Consider the following 25,752-nt stretch of genomic DNA (forward strand, 5'->3'; position numbering starts at 1 on the left):
ACGGTGAAAAGCGCGGACAATACGGAAACTGCTGCCAGCAACCCGCCGGTGGTGATTGCGATTGATGGGCCGAGTGGCGCCGGGAAATCTACCGCCGCCAAAGCCGTGGCACGGCGCCTAGGTATTGGGTATCTGGACACGGGTGCCATGTACCGGGCTGCCACCTGGTGGGTTTTGCACAAAAATATTTCTTTAACGCCCGGCGAGATCGACGACGCCGCAGTAACCGCTGCCGTGCGCGAAATGGATCTGCAAATGCCGTTGGATCCGGACCAGCAAACAATCCGCCTGGCGGGGGAAGATATAACGCAGGCGATTCGCAGTTCGGAGATTGCTCGGAAGGTTTCGGCGCTGTCTACCAATTTGGAGGTGCGGGATATACTCGTGGCCCGGCAAAAAGCAATTATCGCCGGGGCGCGGCCGGGGATTGTGGCGGAAGGCCGCGATATTACTACCGTGGTGGCGCCCGAGGCCCAAGTCCGGATCTTATTGACGGCTTCCGCCCAAGCTCGTTTGGCCCGCCGCGCTGCCCAAACCCGAGGCAAAGTGGATGCGCAAGCCCTGGCACAAACCCGGCAAGAAGTAGTGGGCCGGGACGAAAAAGATTCCACCGTAGTGAATTTCACCGATCCAGAACCTGGTGTGGAATTGCTCGATACCAGCGATCTGAATATTGAGCAGGTTGTAGATAAAATAATGGCTTTGGTACCGCTGGACGGTTTGGTGCCGCTGGAAAAAACCGATACGAAGTACGCGGAACGTGCAGCGGCACAGCAGACGCACAAAGTACAGTGACCGGCCGGAAGGATAGGCGATAGGCATGAGTAAGCAAGAATTTGCGGGCGTGGAGTTCCCGGAAGGTATTGACCCGGCCGATTTCGTGCCCGCCGACGGGGCGGCAGCGGAAGGTGCCTCCGAAAATGATGCGGCCCGGGAACGGGTGATGCGCGCCAGCCTGGATGCCTATGATCTTTCGGAAGAAGATCTGGCGATGCTCGCGGGCGAGGATTCCGCCGCGGCACTCGGCGCCGAAGGTGGTTTACCCGTCGTCGCCGTGATTGGCCGGCCCAATGTAGGCAAATCTTCGCTCATTAACCGAATCGTGGGGAGCCGGGTCGCGGTGGTGCAAGACGAACCTGGTGTCACCCGGGACCGGGTGTATTACGACGCCGAATGGCTAAACCGGAGATTTACGCTGGTCGATACTGGCGGGTGGGAAACCAATGCGCGCGGGATCCACGAATCAGTAGCAAACCAAGCGGAAATTGCGATGCACAGTGCGGACGCGATTATTTTCGTGGTAGACGCCACCGTGGGGATTACGAATACGGATGAGGCTTTGGTACGTGTGGTCCGCCGCGCGAATGTGCCGGTAGTCCTGGCCGCGAATAAGGTTGATTCGCAAACGCAAGAGGCGGATGCGGCTTACCTGTGGAGTTTGGGGTTGGGCGAGCCGTATCCGATTTCGGCCCTGCACGGGCGCGGCACGGGTGACATGCTCGATGCCCTCATGGAGGTGCTGCCCGAAAAGTCACAGGTAGCAAATCCGCGGCCCAGCGGCGGGCCGCGCCGGATAGCCCTGGTAGGCCGGCCGAATGTGGGGAAGTCTTCCTTGCTCAACCAGCTGGCGGGGGAGAACCGGGTGGTTGTCAATGAACTCGCGGGTACCACGCGTGATCCGGTAGATGAAGTGGTAAACCTGGCGGGTAAGGACTGGATTTTCGTGGATACCGCGGGGATCCGGCGCCGCCTGCACCGCACCCGCGGCGCGGATTACTATTCTTCGCTCCGCACCCGCGGCGCGATCGCCCAAGCCGAACTTGGCTTGGTGCTCATTGATGCTTCCGAACCGCTTTCCGAACAGGATATTCGGGTGATTCAACAGGTGATTGACGCCGGTTTGGCACTCGTGATCGTCTGTAATAAGTGGGATGAAGTTGATGAGGAACGCCGCCACGAACTGGACCGCGAACTGGAAGAAGAGCTCGTGCAAATGCAGTGGGCTGAACGCGTGAACCTTTCGGCGAAAACCGGTTGGCACACCAATCGTTTAGCCGGGGCCATGGAACGTGCCCTGGCCTCTTGGGATAAACGCATAACGACGGCGAAGCTCAACGCTTTCCTAGGGGAGACCGTAGCTGCCCACCCGCACCCGGTGCGGGGCGGAAAACAGCCCCGGATTTTGTTCGGCACCCAAGTTTCGGCCCGTCCGCCACGGTTCGTCCTCTTCGCTTCAGGCTTTTTGGAACACGGCTATCGCCGGTTCCTCGAACACCGCCTACGCGAAGAATTTGGCTTTGCGGGCACGCCAATCCAAATTTCGGTGCGCGTGCGTGAACGCCGCCGCAAATAGCGGGCCCGTAACCGCGCCACGGCACAAGCAGCGGGCGCGCGCAAGGGCACAAACAGCGGGCCCGTAACCGTGCAGTCAGTGGGCGTTCAATCGCTCCACCGGTAGCGGGCCCGTTACGGTTCCAAACGGCCTGGCGTTACGCTTCCAATCGGGCTGGCCTAGTGCAGGGCGGCCGGGAGCACGATGTGCGCGGAAGCGGGGAGCTTTTCAAACTCTTCCACCATGCCGGAGGCGATCTTCCGGGCCCGCCCGAAAGGCAACCTTTCTACCGGTGCCGATACCGAAACGGCGATCTTACTGCCATCGGGAAGATTTAGCGGGACGGAAACACAGGCAATCCCGGTCTCGTTTTCTTCGCACTCGTAGGCCCAGCCTTCGCGCCGCACGCGCTGCAGATTCTCCTTAAAGCTCTGCCGCAATTCCAGGGTGCGAGCCGAGCTGGGGACGCGCTCGTAATACCAATCAATTTCTGAGTCCGTCAGTTCGGCCTCACCGAGCAAAGCCCGGCCGAGCGCCGTCGTCGCCGCCGCAACCTCCCGGCCCACATACGAAACCACTCGGATAGCTCGCGCGGGCTCTACTTTATCGATATAGCGGACCTTGTCATTAACCAGAATCCCGGCATGCACCAGTTCGTTGTAGCGAATCGAAATACTGCGCAAGGCAGGGCGAATAGATTCCAACAAAGTTTCGGTGCGAGTGGCATATCTCACCAGGGGAGTGATGCCGTCACCCAGGTAATAATTCCCGGTAACGATGTCTTGATCTACCCATTCGCGCGCCTTCAAAGTAGAAAGCGTGTGATGCACCGTAGCTTTATTAGCTTCTATTGCAGCGGCAATTTCCCCCAAGCTTTCCCCTTGCGGGCCACATTCGGCAAGATACTCAATAATCGTTAGAGCACGGTCAATTGAGGACAGCCGCTTTACCGGTTCACGCCGTTTACTACGCGCCTCCCGTAAAGCGCGGGCATTAATAGGTTCTTGCCGTGCCTGCTGCTCTTCGCCGCTCATACAAAACTCCTTACACGCCTCCGGTTACCGCTGCGAAAACGCACGGGCCGGTGGCTCCTGATGCACCCGAAATCCACCACAAATCATGTATAGCGCGCCGCAGCGCGCTACCTGTGGGCCAGCACCTTGCGGCCAGCTTCATTGACTTTCAGCCCGGCGGGTGCGAGATATCCGCGCCACAGCCTGGGCTTTTATCGTGCGCGGAAAAGAAAACGATGTACGGCATATTTTAGCGACAGCAACCCGGTTTGAGGAAATGAAGTATAAAGCGCAACAATTTAGGACCCTAAGCACGCCCAAAAATCAAAAAACCATGTAAACTGTTTCCATCCGCTAAACGTGCGTTTCGCATGGTGAAACAATGTCGGGCAAGACCCAGCCTGGCACCCACCCGGAAGAGCGCGCTGGCATGGCCGCCAGCCACCCTTTCGAGCGCGCTGCATTCGTTATAACCAGATTGTAACTGGGGGGGGTACTCATGCCAATACTCTGGCTCTGTGTGGGCATTGCGCTAATGCTCGTTTTAAACATCAAATTTAAGTGGAATTCCATGCTGGCGCTCCTCCTTGCCGCGGTCATAGTGGCTTTGGCGAACGGGCTCACCCCTTCCGCCGCCCTGGATTCGATCACTAAAGGTTTTGGTTCCACGCTCGGCTCGCTGGCAATCATTGTGGTTTTTGGGGCCATCATCGGCAAACTCATGGTCGATTCGGGAGCTTCACATGTTTTAGCGAGCACGCTGATTGATAAATTCGGCGTGCGGTTTATTCGCGTGGCGGTAGCAATTATCGGCGTCATCTTCGGAATCGCCATGTTCTACGAAGTAGCTTTCCTCATGCTTGCCCCGCTCATTATTTCCATTGCCCGGGAAGCCAAGATTTCCTGGCTTAGTCTGGCCGTCACCGGGGTAGCGGCAGCAACCGTGGCGCATTCAATTTTCCCTCCGCAGCCCGGACCGGTAGCCCTGATCGAGGCCTACCATTCCGATTACGGCACGGTTTACCTGCTGGGGATTCCTATGGTGATCTGCATGATCGCCGTGGGTGGCTTCCTTTATCCGCGCCTGTTGCACAAATGGTCGGGTATGACGGGCCGGCCGGTACCCAATTTCATGCGCAAGGATGAAGACGTAGTCATTGATAATCCGCCCTCATTTGCGGTTTCGCTATTCGTTCCGCTATCGCCGGCGCTCATTATGATCGCTGTCACCATCTGCAATATTTTTGTAGATAAGGAAAGCACGCTTGGGCAATGGCTGAACTTCTTCGGCTCCTCCCAAGTAGCTATGGCAATTGCTTTGCTCTTGGCCTTCGTACTCTTTGGTACCCGCCAGGGCCACGATATGAACTGGAACATGGAGCGTTTCAATTCCGGTGTTTCTAGCATTGCCGGCGTCATTATGATCATCGGCGCGGGTGGGGCATTCAAGCAAGTGGTACTCGATTCGGGGGTGGGCGATTATATTGGCGGCCTAATGACGGCCGGCTCTGTTTCGCCGTACATCATGGCGTGGTTGATAGCCGTCATTATCCGGCTCGCCACGGGCCAAGGTGTGGTGGCGGCAATGACGGCTGCTGGTATAATTGTGGGAGCTGTCACAGATCCGGCAACGGGGATGATTATCTCCACAATCAATCCCGCTTTGCTGACTTTGGCTACTGCCTGCGGGGCAAACTTCTTGACCCACATCAATGATGCGTCCTTCTGGCTCTTTAAAGAGTATTTTGATCTCTCGATCAAGGAAACGCTCATTACGTGGGGCGGGTTGCTTGCAACCGGGTCCATCACCGGTCTCGCCTATGTCATGGTCTGCTCGATCTTCATATAAGCGAAGGCTGATAGCACACCGCAAAACGCGGGGTGTAAAGCCAGGCTCCTCGGGGAGCGAACTACAATCAAAGGTGATAAATCTATGAAATTAAATATTGAGTCTCTCAGTACCGATGCTGCCGCGTATGCCGAAGCCGGCGTGCGGGTTCCTCGCTTCGACGTGGCAAAGATGCAGGCCGAAGGCAAGAAATCGCCGCGTTGGGTACACCTGGGTGCGGGCAATATCTTCCGCGTTTTCCAAAACCGCATTGCCGATGACCTCCTTGCCGATGGCGAGTTCTGGCCGATTACCGCGGTGCAGCCGCGCGGCCCGGAATCTTTGGAACGTTCCTTGCGGGCATATGACGATCTCACCTTGGCCGTCACCCTTTCCAATGCGGCCACCGAATACCGCGTAATTGCCGGTATTTGCGAATCTCTAGCTTCGGAACGCGAAGAAGATTACGAACGCTTGCGGGAAATCTTTACCCAACCGCAGGTATCGATCGTCACCATCACGATTACCGAAAAGGGCTATGTGATTACTGATTCCCATGGCAATCTGCGGGAAGACGTACTCACTGAACTCGCAAATGAGCCGGATTCGAACCACTTGCACACCATGGTGGAACTGGCGGGCTTGCTCTACGCCCGGTACCAAAACGGGGGAGCCCCAATCACCCTTATCTCCACCGATAACTTCTCCCACAATGGCGATGTGCTGAAGACAGCGCTGACCACTATTGTGGAAGCTTGGGCGCAGCGCGGCGCGGTTCCGGCAGAGTTCGTTGCCTGGTTGGAAGACGAAAAGAACGTCACCTACCCGATCACGGTGATCGATAAGATCACCCCGCGTCCTTCCGAAAAGGTAGCGGCACAGATCGCTGAACTCGGGTTTACAAACCTCGGGATCGAACTTGTAGGCCGCACCCCGATGGCTGGTTTCGTGAATGCGGAACCGGCAGAATACCTGCTCATTGAGGATAAGTTCGCGGGTGCTCGCCCGCCGCTTGAGAAGTACGGCGTGATCCTTACTGATCGCGAAACCTGCGATAAGTTCGAGCGGATGAAGGTTACTACCTGCCTCAACCCGCTCCACACTGCCCTTGCCATTACGGGATGCCTCTTGCGCTTCCCGACCATTGACTCCGAGATGCGGGACGCAGATCTTTCGCGGCTCGTCCACATCCTCGGTTACCAAGAAGCGATGCCGGTGGTCACCGATCCCGGCGTCGTTTCTCCGGAGGAATTCCTCAAGGAAGTGCTGGAAGTTCGCTTCCCGAACCAAGCCCTGCCCGATTCCCCGCAGCGTATTGCGATGGATACTTCGCAAAAACTGCCGATCCGCTTCGGCGTCACTCTCACTGAGTACCAGAAGCGGGGGCTGGATATGGAGAGCTTGGTTGCGATCCCGGTGGTCTTTGCCGCTTGGTGCCGCTACCTGCTAGGAGTCGCCGACGACGGCGAGGCCTTCGAACCTTCCTCCGACCCGCTCCTGGAAGAACTCCAGGCGCTGCTTAAGGATGTCAAGCTGGGCCAGCCCGTGGATGCCCACGCGGTACTTCAGCCCATCCTCTCTAATGCCAATATCTTTGGCCTGGATCTCTACACCACTCCACTCGCGAGCAAGGTAGAGGCCCTGTTTACTCGCATGGTCGCCGGCCCCGGCGCTGTTCGCGCAACTATTCACGAGGAGATTAGCAAGTAATGAAAATGACGTTCCGTTGGTACGGTGAAGGAAACGACCCGATTCCGCTCCAGTACATCAAGCAGATCCCCGGTGTTTCCGGCATTATGGGAACTCTCGCCTACAAAGAAGCAGGTGAGAACTGGGAAAAGGACGAAATCAAGAAGCTGGTAGACGGCGTCCATGCCGCGGGCCTGGAATGCGAAGTTATCGAATCCGTCAACGTTCACGAAGATATTAAGCTCGGGCTTCCCAGCCGCGATGAATATATCGAGAACTATAAGACGACGATCGAAAATCTGGCCGAATTTGGCGTAAAGGTTATCGTCTACAACTTCATGCCCGTTTTCGACTGGCTGCGTACCGATCTGGCCCACGTGGATCCGGAAGATGGCTCCAATTCGCTCTTCTATGATGAAGACGAAATCCAGGGCATGACTCCGCATGACATTGTGGCCAAGACGGCGGAAGGCTCCGGCGGGCTCACCTTGCCGGGTTGGGAACCCGAACGTCTTTCCCACCTCGATGAGGTTATGGAAAAGTACCAGGGCATGACGGGGGAGAAGCTTCTAGAAAACTGGAAGTACTTCCTGGATGCCATTATTCCGACCTGTGAAAAGGTCGGTATCCGCATGGCTTGCCATCCTGACGATCCGGCATGGGATCTGTTTGGGATTCCGCGGGTGTACAAGAGCCTGGAAGATATTGATCGGATTCTCGATCTCAACGATTCGCCGGCGCACGGCCTGTGCGTTTGCATTGGCTCGCTGGGTTCGAATGTAAATAACGATGTGGCTGCGATCCTGCGTCATGTGGGTAAGCGTGGCCGGCTCGTCGCTTCGCACTTGCGTAATGTGAAGCACTTCTCGGAGCGTACCTTCAAGGAAGCTCCGCACCTTTCGCGTACCGGTGACCTTCCGATGGAAGAAGCCGTGGAAGCGATTTACGACGTCGAGAAGGCTGCGGCCGACGCTGGGCAACCCTATGAGGTGTACGTGCGGCCCGACCACGGCCGCATGATCTGGGGCGAAGAAGGCCGTCCGGGCTACCCGCTCTACGATCGTGCGCTCGGCACCCAGTACCTACTCGGGCTCTGGGACGCCACCAAGAAGCAAAAGGAGAAGGCGAGCAACTAATTATGGCGAAAAAACAACTTCCTGACGTACTACCGTTCTTGGAGGCCAATCCGGTTATCCCCGTCGTCGTCATCGATAATGCGGACGACGCCGTCGCCACCGGTGAGGCACTAGTTGCTGGCGGTATTCACTGCGCCGAGGTCACTTTCCGGACCGAAGCTGGCCGCGAAGCCGTCCAGAAAATGTCTGAAGTTGCGGGCATGACGGTGGGAGCCGGCACGGTTCTCAACCGGGAATGGGCCGAGGAAGCGGCCGATCTGGGGGCGAAGTTCTTCGTTAGCCCAGGTTGGAGCGAAGCCGTGGCCGAGGTTGCCATCGAACGCAATATTCCCTATCTTCCGGGCTTGCAGACAGCCACGGAAATCATGGCGGCTCTGGAATACGGCACGCGTGCCGTCAAGTTCTTCCCCGGTGGGGAAGCTGGTGGCCTGAAGATGGTTCGGGCCTTGCGCGGACCGTTCCCTGAGCTTCTCTTCGTCCCTTCGGGCGGAGTGAATGCCAACAACATCACCGAGTGGATTTCGGATCCGGCCATCGCGTCCGTTTCCGGATCCTGGACGGTCAAGCGCGCCCTCATCAACGAACACAAATTTGAGGAGATCACGCGCCTTTCTAAAGAAGCAATTGATAAAGTCAAGGAGACTGCGCAGTGAGCGAAGAACTTAAGGTTAAATCCGCTGAGGAGACGACTTATGACGTCGTCTCGCTTGGCGAGGTGATGCTGCGGCTAGATCCGGGCGATTACCGGATTCGTACGGCTCGCACTTTTGCGGCCTCCGAAGGTGGCGGCGAGTACAACGTGGCTCGCGGCTTCCGCCGGGCATTCCGCAAACGGGGTGCGATCCTCACGGCACTGGTCCGCAACGAAGTGGGCCTGCTGCTCGAAGATCTCATCCTGCAAGGTGGTCTGGATACCCAATTCATCCACTGGGTGGAAGACGATGGTATCGGCCAGGCCGCCCGTAATGGCCTGAACTTCACGGAACGTGGCTTCGGGGTCCGCGGGGCAGTGGGTTGCTCCGATCGCGGCCACACCGCGATTTCCCAGGCCAAGCCAGAAGATTTCGATCTGGATTACCTTTTCGGAGAACTGGGTGTACGGTGGCTACACACCGGCGGTATTTACACCGCTCTTTCGGAACAGACCGCCCAGACGGCCCGCGCTGTAATGGCCAAGGCGAAGGAATACGGAACGGTGATCTCTTATGATCTGAACTTCCGTTCTTCCCTGTGGAAGGACCACGGTGGCAAGGCCCGTGCCCAAGAGGTAAACCGGGATCTGGCCCAGTACGTAGACGTCATGATCGGCAACGAGGAAGACTTCACGGCTTCCCTCGGCCTGGAGATCGAAGGCGCCAACGAAAACCTGGATAACCTGCAGGTGGAATCCTTCCGCAAGATGATCGAGAAGGCCACGCAAACCTTCCCGAACTTCAAGGCAATTGGGACCACCATGCGTCAGGTACGTACCGCCTCCATCAATGATTGGGGAGCGGTGGCCTGGATGCAGGGCCAAGGCTTCGTGCAGGCACGCCAGCGCGACGGCCTGGAAATCTTTGACCGGGTAGGCGGCGGTGATTCCTTCGCTTCCGGCCTTATCTACGGGATCATGGAAACCGGCGATATCGAAAAGGCAGTAAACCTGGGCGCGGCCCACGGTGCGCTGGCTATGACCACGCCGGGTGACACCACGATGGCCTCCCTCGAGGAAATCGAAAACCTGGCAGCCGGTGGCTCGGCGCGCGTGAAGCGCTAGACTGTAGCTACCATATTTCCCAGCGGTGGGGTGTGAGGGCTACCTGCCCTCACACCCCACCGCCTATACTTTTGCCATGTTCACGGAACTTCGTAAGTAGACATAAAGGAGTGGCGATGACTTTTGTGAATATCTGTGCCCTGTCTTATCCGCAAGGTGCCGAGAAGATGATCGAGGAACGTTTCGCTCACCGGGCCGAAATGGTAGACACTATGGAAGGCTTCCGGGCGTTCAAGTTGTTGCGCCCGGTAGAAGGCGAAAACCGCTATTACGTGGTAACCGAATGGGAGAGCGAAGAGGCCTTCAATAAATACATGGAATGGCGCGATACTCGCCCAGATCCAGCAAAACAGCCGCAGAATACCGGCATGGAAATAACGCTCATGAATTTCGAGACCGTCGAAGATACGGAAGTGGCCGGCAAGTAACCCTGCCGGCGCGCGCTTTTGTTAGCTGCGTGGTTTTGTTTGCCGTACGGTTTCGTTAGCCGCGTGGTTTAGCCAGCCGTGTGGTTTTATCGGCAGAATAAAACCGCCTGCTTTACCAAATCTTTTCTCCCACTTTGTACCGCCGCCCCGAATTTTCTCACCACTGAGAATTAATTCGGAGCGGGTACCAAGTGAGCTGATCTGCAAAGCAGGCGGTGCTGACTATATTTCTAGTTAGCGTTGTATTTATTTTTGCAAGGGATAGTCACACCGGGACCGGATCCTCGAAATCACGCAACTTTGCGTGCGCGCAATACCTCGGAGTACGGTGTTGTTATTTATGCGTGCTCGTCAGCCCATTCCATAATGAGAGTGAGGAATCCGGGAGTTCCTTCCGGAGACTGCTGGGCAAGCTTCTCTACGTACGCCGCCGTGAGCGGAGTATCGCGTTCGAAGCGCGCCTGCGCATCCTCATCTACACTATCGGGAGCATTTGCCTGCAAGGCGTGGTACTGAGCGGTTTGGCCGGCAACCAGAGTGACCACGAAAGAGGCAACATCCTGGTCAAAACCATCATCCATCAAATTAGCGATGGCCGGTTCAATCGCATTGCAAGACCAAACCACGAGGCGGGGATCACCCACTAGCTCGTCTGCCAAGCCTTCATATTCGTCGAAGAGCTTGGTGTATTCTTTACTCAGTTCAATCAGTGTGGTCTTGTAATCCAAACCGCTTTCTACCGGCTGTAGTTGCCGAAGTGCGTGCTGAATTGCCACTTCTACGACTTCCTGACGGCCGGAGAAAATACGGTAAACGGCAGGTGCTGCCACGCCGATCTTCCCTGCAATGTCATTCATCGTGAACTCATGTACGCCAATCTCAAGAGCAGCCTTGACGACGTCGTCCGCATTAAAACGCTGCTTGCGGCCTACCTTTTTAGGTCTTGAATCTTTCACGCGTTCCATCCTAGCTATTTTTTCGGTTTTATAAGGTCTAACCTGCGCTATTTGAGAAAAATAGACAATCTCTCTCAGCATCTTCACAGGAAAACGATCTCGCGTCTCTATTCCCTTCTTTCTGCAGATTTTAGCCGAAATCGTTTATGGAAGATAGTTTTATTCAACCAGGAAAATAGATATCTTGATAGCGTAAATACCCCCGCAACGCTCGAAAAACTCTCCGTTTTGAAGCGTTGCGGGGGTGGCTACCGTATTCGCGGTAAGTGAAGGAGCTCTAGCCGGTATTGCGCATGCCAGCGGCAATACCGTTAATCGTGGTTAGGAGCGCCCGCGTATGGTACTGAACTTCTTCCGAATCCGGGTTTTCGTTGGCACGTACTCGCTTGAGCATTGCCACCTGCATGAAGTGGATCGGGTTGAGGTACCGATTTCGTACATCCAGGGTGCGCCGCAGCACGGGCTGGTTGCTCAGAAGCTTATTTTCGGATACGAGCCACTCGATTTGTTCCACGGTTAGCTCGTATTCCGCCCGAATCTTATCGAAGATATGGTGCAGTTTCGGATCGACCAAGGATTCTACGTAGTAACTCGTAATATCCAAATCGGTTTTCTTCAGCGTCATTTCGATATTCGAAATGGTGGCCGCGAAGAACACCCATTCGTCCTGCATTTTTCGCAGGGCGTCTCCATATCCGGCTTCTCGTGCGGCCTTGATACCAGATCCGGCCCCGTACCACCCGGGCACAATCTGCCGGGATTGCGTCCATCCGAATACCCAGGGGATAGCCCGCAGGCCATCCAGCCCTTTCTCCGACGTCGTCCGTTTGGAAGGTCGCGAACCGATCTTCATATCCCCGAGCTGTTCCACCGGGGTGGATTGCACGAAGTATTCCGGCAGGTCCGGATCTTGTGCCAGCTCCTGGTAGGCCTTGTATGCTTCATCGCTCACGTATTGCATGATTTCCGTATTGGAATCTTGCCGGGAGCGGGAGAGCCGGGCCGTCTTGTGAATGGTCGAACCTTCCATAACGGCGGCCACGGAAAGCGAAAGGTTTTCCAGTGCCAACTCGGGAAGCGTGTACTTATCCGAAATCACTTCACCTTGTTCGGTGAACTTGATCGTCCCGTCCAGTACACCCGCCGGTTCACCCAAGATGGATTCATATGTAGGCCCGCCACCGCGGCCCACGGAGCCACCGCGACCGTGGAAGAGGCGCAACTGGATTCCGTAACGCGCGGCAACATCACGCAGTTCGCGCTGCGCCCGGTGAATCTCCCATTGGGAGGTCACCACGCCGGCGTCCTTATTAGAATCCGAGTAGCCGAGCATGATTTCCTGCACGTCTCCGCGCATCCGCACAATCTCCCGATATTGCGGATTTTCTAGCAGTTCGGTGAGGATTTCTCCCGCGGCCTGCAGTTCCGGAATTTCTTCGAGGAGCGGCACGAAACCAATATCGGCATGCTTGCGGTCACCTTCCAAGCTCACCAGCCCAGCTTCCCGGGCAAGCAGGGCGACGGCGAGGATATCGTCTGCGCCGTGCGTCATGGAAACGATGTAGCTTTCGATGCAGTCCTTACCGTAGATTTCCTGGGATTCCTTAATCACCTGGAAAACTTCGAAAGTCTTGCGTGCTTCGGCTGAAATCGGGCTGTCTTCGCGGCCGATAGTGGAAGGTACGAGCGGGCGGCAGGTTGCCAATTCGTTTGCCAGGAATTCTGTACGTTCCTTGCGGGTTAGCTTCCCGTAAGGCTTGTCTTCCGGAGAAATGAACCGGTCGCATAGTTCTGCCAGCAAATCGTGATGCTTTTCAGAATGCTCCCGAATATCCAGCGTGACCAAGGAAAGGCCCATGCCTTCCGTGACTTGCTGGGCTACCAAAAGCTCCGAATCGGCGATCCGGTGGCCACCGTGGCGGCGTAAAGCATCCCGAATCAGCTGGAAATCAGCTTTAATTTCCGCGCCTTCGGCATAGTCATAGCCGGGCTCGTGCGGAGTTCCTTCGCGGATACGCTTGCCGGTGCGGCGCAGTTTTTCCCGCATAACGCCAAGCTTGATCCGGTACGGCTCTTCTTCATACATATCCCGCTGGATGGTATCAACCAGGCCCGGATATTCGTAATCCTTTTCCAAGGAAGCTCGCAGCTCCGGATCATCACCCGTCAAGGTCGAGGAAACCGAAAGCATCAGCATGGAACGATTGATCAGCTCAATCGCAATATCGATTGCGGTGATGGACTGCAGTTGCAAAACTTCCCGCGTAACCTGCGGGGTCACATACGGGTTGCCGTCTCGATCGCCGCCGATCCAGGATCCGAAACGTACCGGCTGGGCACCATCAGCTAATTGCACGCCGTATTTGGCAAGCTCATCGCGCAAGATCGTGAGCAGTTTCGGGAGCGTATCCAAGTACAGGCTCCGCAAGTACCACATCACATTGCGGGCTTCGTCCATCGGAGTGGGTTGGAAGCGGCGCAGTTCGTCCGTAAGCCAGATACTTTCAATCAGCGTGGCTAGTTCGCGGTCTTGCCGCATACGTGCTTCTGATTCCGGTTCCGTAGTCTCACCCACGATTTCGGAAATTCGCCGCAGCTTCGTAAGCAAAGCTCGGCGTTGTGCTTCAGTGGGGTGGGCGGTAAATACCAACCGCACGTCTAGTTTTTCGACGACGTCTTGCAGGGCTTCGGTTCCGCATTGCTCCACAATGCGGCGCACCGCCCGCGGAATCCAGGATTCCGGATCGTCTTGATCCGGAATGGAACGGACACGCATTACCTGTTCTGCGGCATTAGCGAACAGGAAATACTGCGAGAACGCACGGGTCAGGATAATCACTTGGTCTAGTGGCAAGGCATCGATCCCGCGCTGGAGCTCGGAGGCGGCTTCGTCCGCATCCAGATCCCGCGAAGCTGAACGTACCCGTTCCACTAGATTCAGTACGTCAACACCATGTTGCTCTTCGATTTCTTCGCCGAGAAGCGTAGTGAGCCGCCGTACCGCTGCGCGCAACGGGGCATCTACATCTTCTTCATTCTCGGAACTACCAAACGAAGTAACACTCATGAGCACCTCCTAGATATCTGACTTGTTCACCTTACCGCCCGAGCCAGAATTTTTTCTGGGCCGTCTCAGAAAAAAGTATCGTTCAGGCAAGCTTTAAGCCTCTAAATCTATTAATGGCGGCGGTGATTTCCAATACCCGCGGGCGGGCGAGGTTTCCCGGGTGGCCGCGATGGTTTGCAAGCGCGTCCAGGCCGCGTTCCGCAATGAGTTCTTCTACCTTTTCCGCAGCTTCCCGAATGGTCAGCTCGCCATCGGCTTTGTCCGCAATCAGGGTGATTGCGCGAGCAATTGCCTCGGTTTGGGAAGAATCGACCAGTTGGGTGAGGGCCGAAAGGTCAATCGTGATCTTTCCCATCTGGATGGCATCGAGGCCGCGTGCCCGCGGGGGCCGGGGCTTTCCGCCCGTGGCATAGGGCAAGGAATGCCGGCCCAACTTGCGCGGGTGCGAATCTCGCACGGGAGCCCCGTTTCCTGCGGATCCTGAAACGGAGAGCCCGCCGTCAGTATCCGGGCGCAGGGTGGTGGGGGAAGAGCCGCTAATTTCGTGGGCGCGGGCAGTTACGTCGGTCGGCCGGTAGGCATCCATGGCAATTACCACATCGGCGACGTCGAAGAAGGCTCCAGATCCACCGGCCACCAAAACTGTGGAAACGCCGCTGCGCGCATACAATTCGCGCACGCGAGCCACGAAAGGCGTGATCGGCTCCCGATTATCGGGAATCAGTTCGCGCATTCTTTCATCCCGAATCATGAAATTAGTGGCCGAAGTATCTTCGTCAATAAGCAGGGCACTGGCCCCGGCTTCTACCGCTTCCGCCAAGTTCGCGGCCTGGGAAGTAGAACCGGAGGCGTTCGGCGTCGAAAAATGTTTCGTATCGGCCCCGCTGGGCAGATTGTTGATAAACATCGAAATATCGGTACCGGTGGTGGCACGGCCATCTTCAGCGCGGATCGCCGCCGCATCGGCGCGGGTGATGACCCATTCGCGCCCATCGCCGGCAACGTGGGCATAAACGCCGCGTTCCAGGGCACGCAAGAGGGTCGATTTGCCGTGATAACCCCCGCCTACAATCAGCGTGATTCCTTCCGGTATGCCCATGCCGGTAACGGTGCCGCCAGAAGGAAGCTCGAAACTAACGCGTAAAGATTCCGGGCTGGCAAAGGCAATCGCTCCCGCATCGGCGGGTAAAGGTAGATCGGAGGCGCCAGACCAGCGCGGTAAAATCGCCCCATCACCCACAAAGGCTACGAGTTGGCGGGAAGCGAGCTGATCGCGTACAGCTTCCTGATCGCGATACAAAGTAACAGCGTGGCGCAGGGCAGCGCCGTCGATCCGGTCGTAGCGCAGAAAATCTTCGGCCAGATCCGGAAGATCTTCGGCGAGCAGGCGCGCCGCTTCCCGCCCGCGTACGCGCCGCCCGGAGGCCGGCAAACCTACATAGAGGCGGGCTTCCACCGCGCCCGCGGGCGTGATTACCAGGCTTGCTCTTTCGAGAACTTCTTGGCCGGGCCGGTCAATTTCTACTTTTCCGGAGCTTCCGGTGCCGCTGGGCCGGTCAAAACCGGCGCGCCGAATCCCCTCCCAGAAAGAGCGCGTGAGGAAATCGGCTGTGGCTACCCGCCCGCGCCGGTCACTTATGAGTTCGGCAGGGATTTGTGCTACTTCGGGCGTCAGGCAGATCCTCACGGGGGAAGGGGGAGCGAATGGGTCCCGCTGTGCCTTGTCTAGGCAGATCGTCACCCCGCCTCCGACGTCGTACCGGCCTACCGCATCCCGGTAGGCACCGTATGGTTTGCCATCAATAAGGCGTAGGGTATCTGCAAGGTCATGAGCTCTGGGCATGAGTCTATTGTAGGGGTGCCGGCCCGCCCCAAAAACAGAAAACCCGCAGGTGTGAAAATAGGTACCGCAGGATTTTTATCGGTGCCGCAAGATGCGGGTAGCGGTGGGGCGGTCCGTAACGAGGTGCGTAGCGAGCCCCATTTTTAGTGCCGTGTATATCGCTTCCACCTTGCGCATCCCACCGGCCACCAAGAGCCGTAGCGGTCGTTTAGCAAGTTCCTCCAAGGTGATCCCCACCGTTACCTTGTCAATCGAAGGCACGGCTATTTCGCCGGTGCGAGTGTAGAAACGTGAACAGGCATCCCCGACCGCGCGGCTAAGCAGTTCTTCTTTTTGTTTCTCCGTAAAGTAGCCCAGATTTAGAAGCAAAGACGAAGGCTGCACCGATCCCACAGTGAAAACTACGAGGTCTGTGTTGCGGCCCATATCGAGGATTTCGGCAATGTGCCGGTCTGCTTCCACAACGTTTTTCGTGCGTACGTCATCGAAAACTACGGGGAGGGGGAGAGGGTGGGCGGTGCCGTTCAGGGCCTGGCAAAACAGGTACAGGGTTTCGAAATCTAGAGTGGAGTGATCGGAGTGAGACGATCCGCCTTTTAGTTGCACGACGTCGATATCACAGAGTGTGCGCGGTTTGAGATGCTCGGCAATCGAGTACATGGTTTGGCCCCAGGAAATCCCCACGGACATTCCATCGCGGACCAGGTGGGAGAGTAGCTCAGCTCCGGCCCGCCCAATCTCTTCCAACACGTCTGCGCAGGCCGTAGTGGAACGGTACGTGACCACGGCTTCTTGCAACCCGAATCTTTCCTGCAAACGATCACCGAGTTCAGAGCTGGTTTCACGCGGATCATGAATTTCAATCGAAACGAAACCTTTGGCTCTACCGTGTTGAATAAGTTTGGCAACAGTGGGCCGGGAGACCCCGAGTTCTTTCGCAACTTGAGCCTGACTCAACCCGTTCCGGTAGTAAAGCTTTACAGCCTCAAGCGCATCTTCATCACGCTTATCCACGTATCGTTCCCCTCCGACACCGCCCATAACGTTCTCTTCGAAATGGCACCACCTCGTTGAGGCGCCGATCTTGTTTTAAAGACAATGTGCTTTAGGGATAATCTTACCGGTTTCCCTAGGGAAACCGGGGATCTGCTCTGTATTTGATCCACCACTAATTCCGGTGCTTGGTCGGGCTAGCGGGATTTGAACCCACGACCCCTTGACCCCCAGTCAAGTGCGCTACCAAACTGCGCCATAGCCCGTCTTCTTTTGACCACCTGAGATTACACCACCGGCCCGAGCTTTTTCAAACTTCTCAGGCTTCAGAGAGCCGGCTCACACGGCATGCCGAGTTCGTTGCTAGAGTTCGGCGCCGTTTCGTTATAAGATCGTTATCGAAAAATTAGCGATAGCTCGCGGGCTCACCGCCCGCAATCTACAGGCATACACGCAGGGAGAGCGAGGAGGCATCATGGTGGAACAGTTCGATCCCCGTTCAACCGGGGGAGATCCTAAGGAAACAACTCAGTTCTCAGCCATTGGAGCGCAACTCGAACAACCTCTAGCTGATCGCACCTTGCGCACCGAAGAACTAGCGGCCATTCAAGCCCTCCCGGCAGGGTCGGCACTTTTGATTTCGCAGTCTGGCCCAAATTCGGGGGCCCGCTTCCTGCTGGATGCAGAGGTCACAAATGCGGGGCGTCACCAGCGTTCCGATATTTTCTTGGACGATGTAACCGTATCGCGGCGGCACGCCCAGTTCTTGCGCATTCCTGGCGGATACAAGGTCCGTGATTCGGGATCTTTGAACGGCACTTATGTAAATCGTGAACGCGTGGATGAGGCCGTGCTACAGGTAGGGGATGAAATCCAGATCGGAAAATTCCGGCTTACCTATTACACCTCGCCCGCCACCGCCTAGCGTTACCGGTACATTGGTGAACGTAACGCCCGCGGGGCGACGACGCGAGATTGGCGCCGCCCCAATAGGTCAATAGGGACGCAGCCCAATAGGGACGCAGCCCAATAGGGATGCAGCCCAATAGGGATGCAGTCCAATAGGGGTGCCAGTCGGGCAATCCGGGGACCGGTAGGGCGACAATCACGACGCGGTACGCCGCCATCGCCATTGCGGAACTTTAAACTATTTGGTGTTTAAAACTAGGACGTACGTACTCACATTTACCCCAGACGCTGTGTATATAATTTCTTGAGTCCGCGAATTTGCGCTTTGACGTGGGGTTTTACCTCCGAAATAACGCCGCGCAAAAAAGCCGCACAAATGCCAGGCGTAATGCCAAAGGCTGGGTGGAATGCCCGGAACGAGGCAGGCACCAAGCCACAAGAGGTGTAGCGGGAGTGGTAACTGAGAAGTGATCTGCGTAGCAGGGGGCAATATGGCAATCCAGAGTAGCGCCGCACATGCGGCGCGGCGAAGCGACCATCGCCTTGCACCCGCGCCAGCCACGCCCGCATCGGGTGCACCCGTTTCGGGCGCGGCCCCACGCGCAGAGACCGGTACGCAATGGCCGCACGATCTTTCGCAAAAGCCACAGTTCCGGATAGGGGAGGTGCGGCGCTTGCTCGCTGCAGAATTCCCTATGCTCTCGGTTTCGAAGATCCGTCACTACGAATCTATTGATCTCTTGCATCCGCATCGCACGGCCACGAACCAGCGGCTCTTTTCCCAATCGGATGTGGAGCGCTTGCGTTTTATTTTGCGTGAACAGCGCGACCGCTACTTACCGCTGGACCAAATCCGGGAAGAACTGCGCCAGCTGGACGCGGGTTTGATCGAACACCATCCGCAAAAGATGCACGCGGTGGCCGATAATGAAACGCGCCGTCCGCAGCCGGGAGAGCGGCTTACGGCTTCTCAAGTAGTAAATATTACGGGCACTGATGTTGCCACGGTGGATGCTTTGGTAGATGCCGGGATTTTGCAAACCGATGCGCGCGGCCGGCTCTCGGCCCAAGCACCGGAGATTGTGCGCTACTCGGTACTGCTTTTGGAGGCCGGGTTTGACCTGCATTCCATTAAAACCATACGCACTTCGGCGCGCTCACACGCCCATACCGTGCTGGCCCAACTCGGCCCGCAGCTGGCAAAGAAAACGCCGGCAGCCCGCGAACGCGCGATTGCCCGAACCGATGATGCCACCCAGAAAATCTGCCATCTTTACCGTGCTTTGCTAACCGAAAATATCGAGGTCGAGCTGCGCTAATATCGCTCCGCCGCCAAAATACGCGTAGCTGGAGTATCTCGTTGCTAAAACCTAAAAGCTACGGTTCCAAAAAAGGCTGCGGTTCCAAAAAGGCTACGGTTTCCGAAAGGCCGTGGTTCCAAAAAGGCCGTGGTTCCAAAAAGGCTACGGTTTCCAGGTGCTGATTCGCTAAGCTAAACACATAACGGATAACGGCTGGATCTACACTCTGTTTAGTAGAGGAGATATACACATGGAGATTTCACCCTTCGTACGTGACCTACCGAAGGTGGAACTGCACCTACATATTGAAGGAACTTTGGAACCCGATTTGAAGTTCAAGCTCGCAGAGCGCAACAGGGTAGAGATTCCTTACAAAACCGAACAAGAAGTCAAAGATTCCTATCAGTTTACCGACCTAGCGAGTTTCTTGGATGCCTACTACGAAGGCATGCGGGTGCTTCTCACGCCCCAAGATTTTTATGACCTCGCCATGGCATATTTCGAACGCGTAGCCGCCCAAAACGTGCGTTACGTGGAAATGTTCTTTGATCCGCAAGCCCACACGGCCCGCGGGGTACCTTTCCACACCGTAATTTCCGGCCTGCACCGGGCGCAATTGGAAGCTGACCGCCGGTTCGGAATTAAATCCGGGCTCATCATGTGCTTCCTGCGTGATTTCCAAGCAGAATTTGCTATGGCCACCCTCCTGGAAGCCCTGCCGTACCGGGACTGGATTATCGGCGTCGGCCTAGATTCTGACGAAACCGGAAACCCACCGGAAAAGTTTGCGGAAGTTTTCGCGCGGGCCCGCGCAGAAGGTTTCCTCCTCACTATGCACTGCGACGTCGATATCAAAAACTCGGTGAACCACATCCGGCAAGTTATAGAAACGATCGGGGTGGACCGAATTGACCACGGCACGAACATCGTCGAGGCGCCCGAACTGGTAGCCGAGGTGAAGAAACGGGGAATTGGCCTTACTTCTTGCCCGATTTCTAATACGTGGGTTTCAGATTCTTCGAAGGTCGAGCTAATCAAGCAGCTCGTGGCCGATGGCGTAGAGATTTCTGTGCACTCGGACGATCCGGCATACTTTGGCGGCTATATAGCCGAAAACTACCAGCGTGTGGCCGATGAGGGAGAAGTGGATAACGCCTTCCTTGCCAATTTGGCGCGCAATGCGGTGCGCAGTTCGTGGGCCACGCCGATGCTGAAGCAGGAAATCCTGGCAGAGATTGATGCCACAGAAAAACGGTATCAACAGGAAGCTTAAGCACTAAACGCCGCGCGAGCTCGCGCGGCGGAGCAAGAAGCGCTACACGGCGGACCAAAAACGGAACCGCGTTTGAGCGGAGGGTTATACCCAGGTCCAGGTATAAAAGTAGGTAGACTGGCGGAGGTTTTAGGAAACTTGCCAGAACACCTAGAGATACCTTCAAGTCGAACTTGAGGTTTCGACACGCCGCACGATGGTCCGCCGTGTTCTTTCTGCCTGTTGTACGGTTGAGGCAGTCTTACGGTAGGCCCGGTGGGAACCGCCGATGATGGCCGTAAGTTTCCACGCGATGAAACGGAGTAGATGATGAGTGACGCCAGAGCACACCAGGAGCCGAATATGCGCACCCAACCTATGCTCTTTGGCGATCCACTTCCGCATCTCGATAGTGAAACCGGCTATCGGGGGCCGGTGGCGGGGAAGGCCGCGGGCATTACCTACCGGCAACTAGATTATTGGGATCGAACCGGGCTGGTTTCACCGTCGATTCAAAACGCTTCCGGTTCCGGCAGCCAACGTTTGTATTCCTTCCGGGACATCCTCGTTCTAAAGGTAGTTAAGCGGCTTTTGGATACCGGGGTTTCTCTGCAGCAAATCCGCAAGGCCATTAGCCAGCTCAAAGAACGCGGTGTAGAAGAGCTTTCGAACATTACCCTGATGTCTGACGGTGCTTCCGTGTATGAATGCACCTCCGATGAGGAAGTAATTGACCTGGTAAAGGGCGGTCAGGGTGTTTTTGGGATCGCCGTGGGCAAGGTCTGGAATGAAGTGGAAGGCACCCTCGCGGAACTTCCTACCGAACGGGCCGAACATGAATCTGCCACCCTCGTAGAAGACGAACTCGCAAAGAAACGCGCTGAAAAAGCTCGCCGCAAGGCATAGAAGCTTCACGGAAAGCATAGAAGCTTCACGGGAGGCATAGAAGCTTCACGAAAAACATAGAAGCTTCACTGAAACACCAAGATCAAAAACCCCGCGGGGCACCGGAGGCCTGCGGAGATACTGAGGCTTGCGGAGATACCAAGAACCCGGAAGAACTATTTTGTTCTCCCGGGTTCTTTTCATATCTACCAGCTTTAGCGGCGGTTTACCGCTGGGGTAGCGGTCCCATCTCCGTTCCAATCACCCACGTAGAAGGAATCGGTGGGGTTGCCATAACTGTAAGTAGCGTCCGCGCGGCCACTTCCCAGCTCGTTCTTGAGGAAGAAAGTATTGCCGCGGCGTACCGCAATCGAATCCTTGCCGGTTCCATTCCAATCACCCAGATAGAAGGAATCGGTGGGATTGCCGTAGTAGAAGTCTGTGTGGGCGCGGCTATCGGCCAGATCGCCTTGCACGAACACACGGTTTCCGCGTACAGCCACCAGTTCGCTGGCTGGATCGTCATCCAGGTTGCCGGCGAGCAAAGTATCTCCTGGGTTACCGTAAGCGTAAACCGCGTCGGCAACACCGCTCGTCAGCGTATTGTGGGCGTACACCTTATTGCCGCGCACTACCGCGATCGAGTCCCGGCCATCGCCGTCCCAATCGCCCACGAGTACTTGATCGTCCGCATCTCCGTAGAAGAAGGAGAATTCGGCTACGCCGGTACGGCTATTCGTACCCAAGAACTGGTTCCCGCGGCGCACCAATGGGGTATCGGTACCATCTCCGTCCCAATCGCCGAAGAACATTTCGTCGCCAGGAATCCCGTAGGGCGCTATTTCATCCGCAGCGGGCTGGCCCCACGCATTGGCGTAGAAGACGCCGTGCGCTGGTTGCGGCTTCGGTGCGGTCAGAGTGGCGCTTGGTTCAGCACTCGGCTCGGTGCTAGGCGCAGCACTCGGTTCTGCGGTGGGCGAGGGGTCGGCACCCGGCGTCGTACCCGTGGTGGGTTCCGCACTCGGTGCTGCCGACGCATCCGCGGAAGGCTCCGCGGTAAGCTCCGCACTCGCATTCGGTGCCGGCACATCACATTGCTTCAGGCAGAAGGCGTGCGAAACGTAGGTTTCCGTATTCGCATCCCGCGTGAAACCGGGCAGGGTCTTACCACTTGGCGTAGTGGAAGCTTCACCCAGCCCCTTGGTTACCACCAGCTCGATAACGTAACGGCCCGGCGCTGCATGTTGCACGGTAACGTCGTTCTTCGCCTGCACGTAAGTGCCGTCCCAGAACAGCTCGGTAGCCTTCGGCGTCCGCCCGTTACCATCGTGACGGAGAATCACATTGTAAGGAGAAATCGGTTCGCCCTTCGTGCCATCCTCGTTAGCATGGTAAACCCGTGCTTCCACGGTCTTTGCCGGAGAATCGAGATGGTATTCAAGGGTCGGATAGTTCCCGGTGGCCTTATCGAGCGTGTACACGTAATCGCCATTATCGGGCGAATAGTCGTATTCGGCCTTTTCGTCGTAGCAGAAACCATCGCGCATCAGTTCAGCTTGCGGGCACTTGGAAAGTACCTTCAAAGCCGGCGTGAAGTAGAGGGTATCGGCATATTGCGGATTGGCTTTAGCCAAGGCCGGATTCACATCTGCCACCGTCCACGTGGTGTGCAAGAACTGCAAATCGTTTTCGTAGTCCCCAAACAGCCCGGCAAAAGGCACGCGGCTCACCGAACCGTCGTTACCCGCAACCACTACGTAGCCGCCATAAATGCTGCCCTTTGGCACATTCGTCGGTTCCGTAATCGAAACTGTTACCGTGCCTGTTTGGCCCGGCTGCACTACCACTTCGTGCGGGAAGGCAGAAACCTTCGCGTCCGTTCCCTGCACGGTAGCGGGAGTATCCGGATAACCATAAGTGGCGACGGCGGCGCTCACCCCACCAATCGTGTAGGTAACAGCCTTATCGCTGGCATTGTGCAAGCTGAGGGTAGTGGGCGGATTCTTATCGGAATCGCCAAGAGAAATCTTTGATGGGGTGACGTAGGACGCCTGCGCTTGCGTGCCGGAAGCACCGTTTGCTTGGGCAGCCTTGATTGCGGCCGGAAGATCTAGCAAACCGGCACCTTGGCGATGCACGGCGGATTTCACGCTCGCCGGCTGCCCATCCACCGTCTGCACTTGTGCCGTATTTTGCATCACCGCACGGACTTGTTCCGGATCGAGGTTCGGATTAGCTTGCAAGAGAACGGCTGCGGCACCGGCCACATGCGGGGCCGCCATAGACGTTCCCGAAATCGATGCCCACGTGGGACTTTCCGCAGAATCAAGCGGATAGGAGGAATAGATATTGCCGCCCGGTGCCAGCACATCTGGTTTCAAACTCAGATCTGCCGCCAAACCCCAGGAGGAGAAATCGGAAATCTGCCCACCCGTGGGGCTCTTGGTTTTCACCTGCTGATTATCCTGCCAAGTGAGAGTTGCCTTGCCGGCCGCCACCGCAGCTTCAAAAGCTTTGCCTTGTTCTGCAGTTACGGCTACCACGGGAATCGTGACTTCCGGTTCACCAGCCGGGGGAGCAGCGGTAGCGCCCAGGAATCCAGCCGTATTGTTGTAGAGAATCACGGCTGCCGCGCCATCTTTTTGGGCGGCGATTGCCTTCTGATAGAAAGTGGACTGGCCGCGTTCGATCAGCACGGCTTTACCTTCGAAAGGTGTGCCGTCCAGATCTACCGCGCCCGTCTTTTGCCCTTCCGGATAAGCCGCAACTTCAAGGGAACCTGAAGTGGGTGCGGCCGGCACGCCTTCTACCGGCAAGAAGCCTTCCGCTTTCTCATCGAAAAGCAAAGACTTTTGCATTACGTAGGTGTTATCTACCGAGCCGACCGAAATTACGTTCTGTGCCACGGCCGGAGCGCCTCCGGAAAAGATCCCGTTAGCCCCCGAGTTTCCTTGCGAAACCGTTACCGTAACGCCACTGTTCGCCAAGTTTTGGGCGGCGACGGCGGTGGGGTAGTTAGGCCAGGTGGCAAAAGAGGCACCAATGGACATATTCACCACGTCCATTTTGTCTTTCGCGGCCTGTTCCATGGCGTCGAGCATAATGTCAGAATCCGTGGAACCCTCGCAGCCAAACACACGATAAGCGCCGATTACCGCATCCGGAGCAACCCCGGAAAAGCCGCTGGCCGGATCGTTCCCGGCGGCAATACCGGCAACGTGCGTGCCGTGCCCGTTCAGACCGCAATCATTGGGGATCGCATCCGGAGTTTTCACCGGATTATATTTCACGCTCCCTGGATCACCGTTATAGGCATCGCCCACAAAGTCATAACCGGCCACCACTTTGGCATTCGGGAACTGCGCGGTTCCGGCCACGCCCGTACCGCCAAAAGCCGGATGGTCCAGAGTAATACCCGAATCGATAATGCCGATGCGCACGCCCTTGCCCGTATAACCAGTTTCGTGGGCGAGGCGCGCTCCGGTAGCATCCAGTGCCGAGAACATATCCGGAGTTTCACCCGGCCGGTTCATTTCAGCTTTCGATTCCACCGGGGCTGGGCGGTCTACGGTGACAACGGGGTAGATGGCGCGCACGCCCGAATCTTCCGCAATAGCCGCGATCTGCGCCGAATCAGCCTGTACCGTAACCCCGTTCCAAATCTGCTGGAAAGTATTTTCGACTTCCGCTCCATCAGATTCAGCCTTTTGACTCAAGGAGCTTTGCTCATTGCGGATCACGCCCGGGTTACCACCGCGCACCACCGGCTGCGAGCCGAGTTCTACAAACCATTTTCCGGTGAACCGCGGATTACCATCCGCTTCTTGAATTTGCGTTTTAACGTCAATTCGCTTTTGCGTTTCCGTGGCATCAGAAGGTTCTGTAGCGGACGCAGAAGGGATAAACCCACTCCAGCCACTCAGCACCACCGCCACGGTAGCGCCCGCAGCAAGCCAATGCCGCGAAATATTTTTGGTCATACTTTCACTTCCTTAACATCGAAGAAGGTAGTGAAAGATTAGTAGAAAGCTGGATCACATCCGGGTGGCGTCTCAGCATGTTTTGCACAGCGGGAACTTTCGTCGTTTTCCGCCGGCGGGCAGTTTTTGTTGCCTTCGGCTTTGCAGGCTTTGCGGGCAAGTCCAGACCGCAACAGGTAAAGTCCAGACCGCAACAGGTAGAATGCAGCAGGAAAGATTTTCTTGTTTGTAGCCGATTTCCGGCAGATTTTGGCCGAGAGTGGTTTTTGCGGAAACGAAATACTTCAGGGAAGTGGTTAGGACGATATCTGAGAAGTTGTTACAGCCGTTTTTCGGACAGATCTAGCGGCTGCCTTCCACCTCGAGCGAATTTGACATAATATA

At 56.5% G+C, this 25,752-nt stretch carries 18 protein-coding genes and 1 tRNA gene; 12 read left to right on the forward strand and 7 right to left on the reverse strand.

Annotation, left to right across the window (positions count from 1 at the left end):
* Positions 1-3: 3 nt before the first annotated feature.
* Together cmk and der are read left to right on the forward strand one after the other, a co-directional pair.
* Complete coding sequence (cmk, locus tag BLT47_RS04445) at positions 4-795, forward strand: (d)CMP kinase (protein ID WP_083330063.1); 792 nt, start codon at positions 4-6, stop codon at positions 793-795.
* 25 nt (positions 796-820) lie between these two features.
* Positions 821-2,353 (forward strand): ribosome biogenesis GTPase Der, encoded by a 1,533-nt coding sequence (der, locus tag BLT47_RS04450; RefSeq protein WP_083330064.1) that lies wholly within the window; start codon positions 821-823, stop codon positions 2,351-2,353.
* 158 nt (positions 2,354-2,511) lie between these two features.
* Here the strand turns inward: der and BLT47_RS04455 are convergent, their stop codons facing one another.
* Positions 2,512-3,366 carry an IclR family transcriptional regulator gene (locus BLT47_RS04455; RefSeq protein ID WP_083078674.1) on the reverse strand — a complete coding sequence of 285 codons (855 nt, stop codon included), beginning with the start codon at positions 3,364-3,366 and terminating at the stop codon, positions 2,512-2,514.
* A 478-nt stretch (positions 3,367-3,844) separates the two neighbouring features.
* Between BLT47_RS04455 and BLT47_RS04460 the strand changes: the two genes are divergently transcribed.
* The 6 genes from BLT47_RS04460 to BLT47_RS04485 all read left to right on the forward strand — a co-directional run bounded on the left by BLT47_RS04460 (position 3,845) and on the right by BLT47_RS04485 (position 10,182).
* Complete coding sequence (locus BLT47_RS04460; RefSeq protein WP_074662111.1) at positions 3,845-5,194, forward strand: gluconate:H+ symporter; 1,350 nt, start codon at positions 3,845-3,847, stop codon at positions 5,192-5,194.
* Between the two features lie 84 nt (positions 5,195-5,278).
* Positions 5,279-6,883 (forward strand): mannitol dehydrogenase family protein, encoded by a 1,605-nt coding sequence (locus BLT47_RS04465; RefSeq protein ID WP_074662114.1) that lies wholly within the window; start codon positions 5,279-5,281, stop codon positions 6,881-6,883.
* The gene (locus BLT47_RS04470; RefSeq protein ID WP_049619091.1) at positions 6,883-7,998 is read left to right on the forward strand and encodes a mannonate dehydratase; all 1,116 of its coding nucleotides are present in this window, start codon (positions 6,883-6,885) and stop codon (positions 7,996-7,998) included. The genes BLT47_RS04465 and BLT47_RS04470 overlap by 1 nt, the downstream gene beginning before the upstream one ends.
* Positions 7,999-8,000: 2 nt before the next feature.
* Entirely contained in the window at positions 8,001-8,651 is a 651-nt protein-coding gene (locus BLT47_RS04475) for a bifunctional 4-hydroxy-2-oxoglutarate aldolase/2-dehydro-3-deoxy-phosphogluconate aldolase (protein ID WP_049619090.1), read from the forward strand.
* Entirely contained in the window at positions 8,648-9,754 is a 1,107-nt protein-coding gene (locus BLT47_RS04480) for a sugar kinase (protein ID WP_049619089.1), read from the forward strand. Before BLT47_RS04475 ends, BLT47_RS04480 begins: the two co-directional genes overlap by 4 nt.
* Before the next feature lie 116 nt (positions 9,755-9,870).
* Positions 9,871-10,182 carry an antibiotic biosynthesis monooxygenase family protein gene (locus BLT47_RS04485; protein ID WP_053093589.1) on the forward strand — a complete coding sequence of 104 codons (312 nt, stop codon included), beginning with the start codon at positions 9,871-9,873 and terminating at the stop codon, positions 10,180-10,182.
* 338 nt (positions 10,183-10,520) lie between these two features.
* Here the strand turns inward: BLT47_RS04485 and BLT47_RS04490 are convergent, their stop codons facing one another.
* The 5 genes from BLT47_RS04490 to BLT47_RS04510 all read right to left on the reverse strand — a co-directional run bounded on the left by BLT47_RS04490 (position 10,521) and on the right by BLT47_RS04510 (position 17,307).
* The gene (locus tag BLT47_RS04490; protein ID WP_176700787.1) at positions 10,521-11,138 is read right to left on the reverse strand and encodes a TetR/AcrR family transcriptional regulator; all 618 of its coding nucleotides are present in this window, start codon (positions 11,136-11,138) and stop codon (positions 10,521-10,523) included.
* A 277-nt stretch (positions 11,139-11,415) separates the two neighbouring features.
* Positions 11,416-14,205 (reverse strand): phosphoenolpyruvate carboxylase, encoded by a 2,790-nt coding sequence (gene ppc, locus BLT47_RS04495; protein WP_074662118.1) that lies wholly within the window; start codon positions 14,203-14,205, stop codon positions 11,416-11,418.
* Between the two features lie 82 nt (positions 14,206-14,287).
* Complete coding sequence (locus BLT47_RS04500; protein WP_074662122.1) at positions 14,288-16,048, reverse strand: ABC-ATPase domain-containing protein; 1,761 nt, start codon at positions 16,046-16,048, stop codon at positions 14,288-14,290.
* Positions 16,049-16,123: 75 nt separating this feature from the next.
* Entirely contained in the window at positions 16,124-17,089 is a 966-nt protein-coding gene (locus tag BLT47_RS04505; protein WP_256332524.1) for a sugar-binding transcriptional regulator, read from the reverse strand.
* 141 nt (positions 17,090-17,230) lie between these two features.
* Positions 17,231-17,307, reverse strand: a tRNA-Pro gene (locus tag BLT47_RS04510).
* Positions 17,308-17,516: 209 nt separating this feature from the next.
* On the opposite strand from BLT47_RS04510, the gene BLT47_RS04515 reads away from it, so the two are divergent.
* The 4 genes from BLT47_RS04515 to BLT47_RS04530 all read left to right on the forward strand — a co-directional run bounded on the left by BLT47_RS04515 (position 17,517) and on the right by BLT47_RS04530 (position 21,409).
* Positions 17,517-17,966: an FHA domain-containing protein gene (locus BLT47_RS04515; protein ID WP_074662125.1), complete on the forward strand. Its 450-nt coding sequence runs from the start codon at positions 17,517-17,519 to the stop codon at positions 17,964-17,966.
* 475 nt (positions 17,967-18,441) lie between these two features.
* Entirely contained in the window at positions 18,442-19,269 is an 828-nt protein-coding gene (ftsR, locus tag BLT47_RS04520; protein WP_083330065.1) for a transcriptional regulator FtsR, read from the forward strand.
* Positions 19,270-19,501: 232 nt separating this feature from the next.
* Positions 19,502-20,524: an adenosine deaminase gene (gene add, locus BLT47_RS04525; protein ID WP_074662129.1), complete on the forward strand. Its 1,023-nt coding sequence runs from the start codon at positions 19,502-19,504 to the stop codon at positions 20,522-20,524.
* A gap of 357 nt (positions 20,525-20,881) precedes the next feature.
* Positions 20,882-21,409 (forward strand): MerR family transcriptional regulator, encoded by a 528-nt coding sequence (locus BLT47_RS04530; RefSeq protein WP_049619192.1) that lies wholly within the window; start codon positions 20,882-20,884, stop codon positions 21,407-21,409.
* A 194-nt stretch (positions 21,410-21,603) separates the two neighbouring features.
* On the opposite strand, the gene BLT47_RS04535 is transcribed toward BLT47_RS04530, so the two are convergent.
* Complete coding sequence (locus BLT47_RS04535; RefSeq protein WP_074662132.1) at positions 21,604-25,368, reverse strand: S8 family serine peptidase; 3,765 nt, start codon at positions 25,366-25,368, stop codon at positions 21,604-21,606.
* Between the last annotated feature and the right edge of the window lie 384 nt (positions 25,369-25,752).

Source organism: Actinobaculum suis (genome assembly GCF_900102025.1).
Classification (GTDB): Bacteria; Actinomycetota; Actinomycetes; order Actinomycetales; family Actinomycetaceae; genus Actinobaculum; species Actinobaculum suis.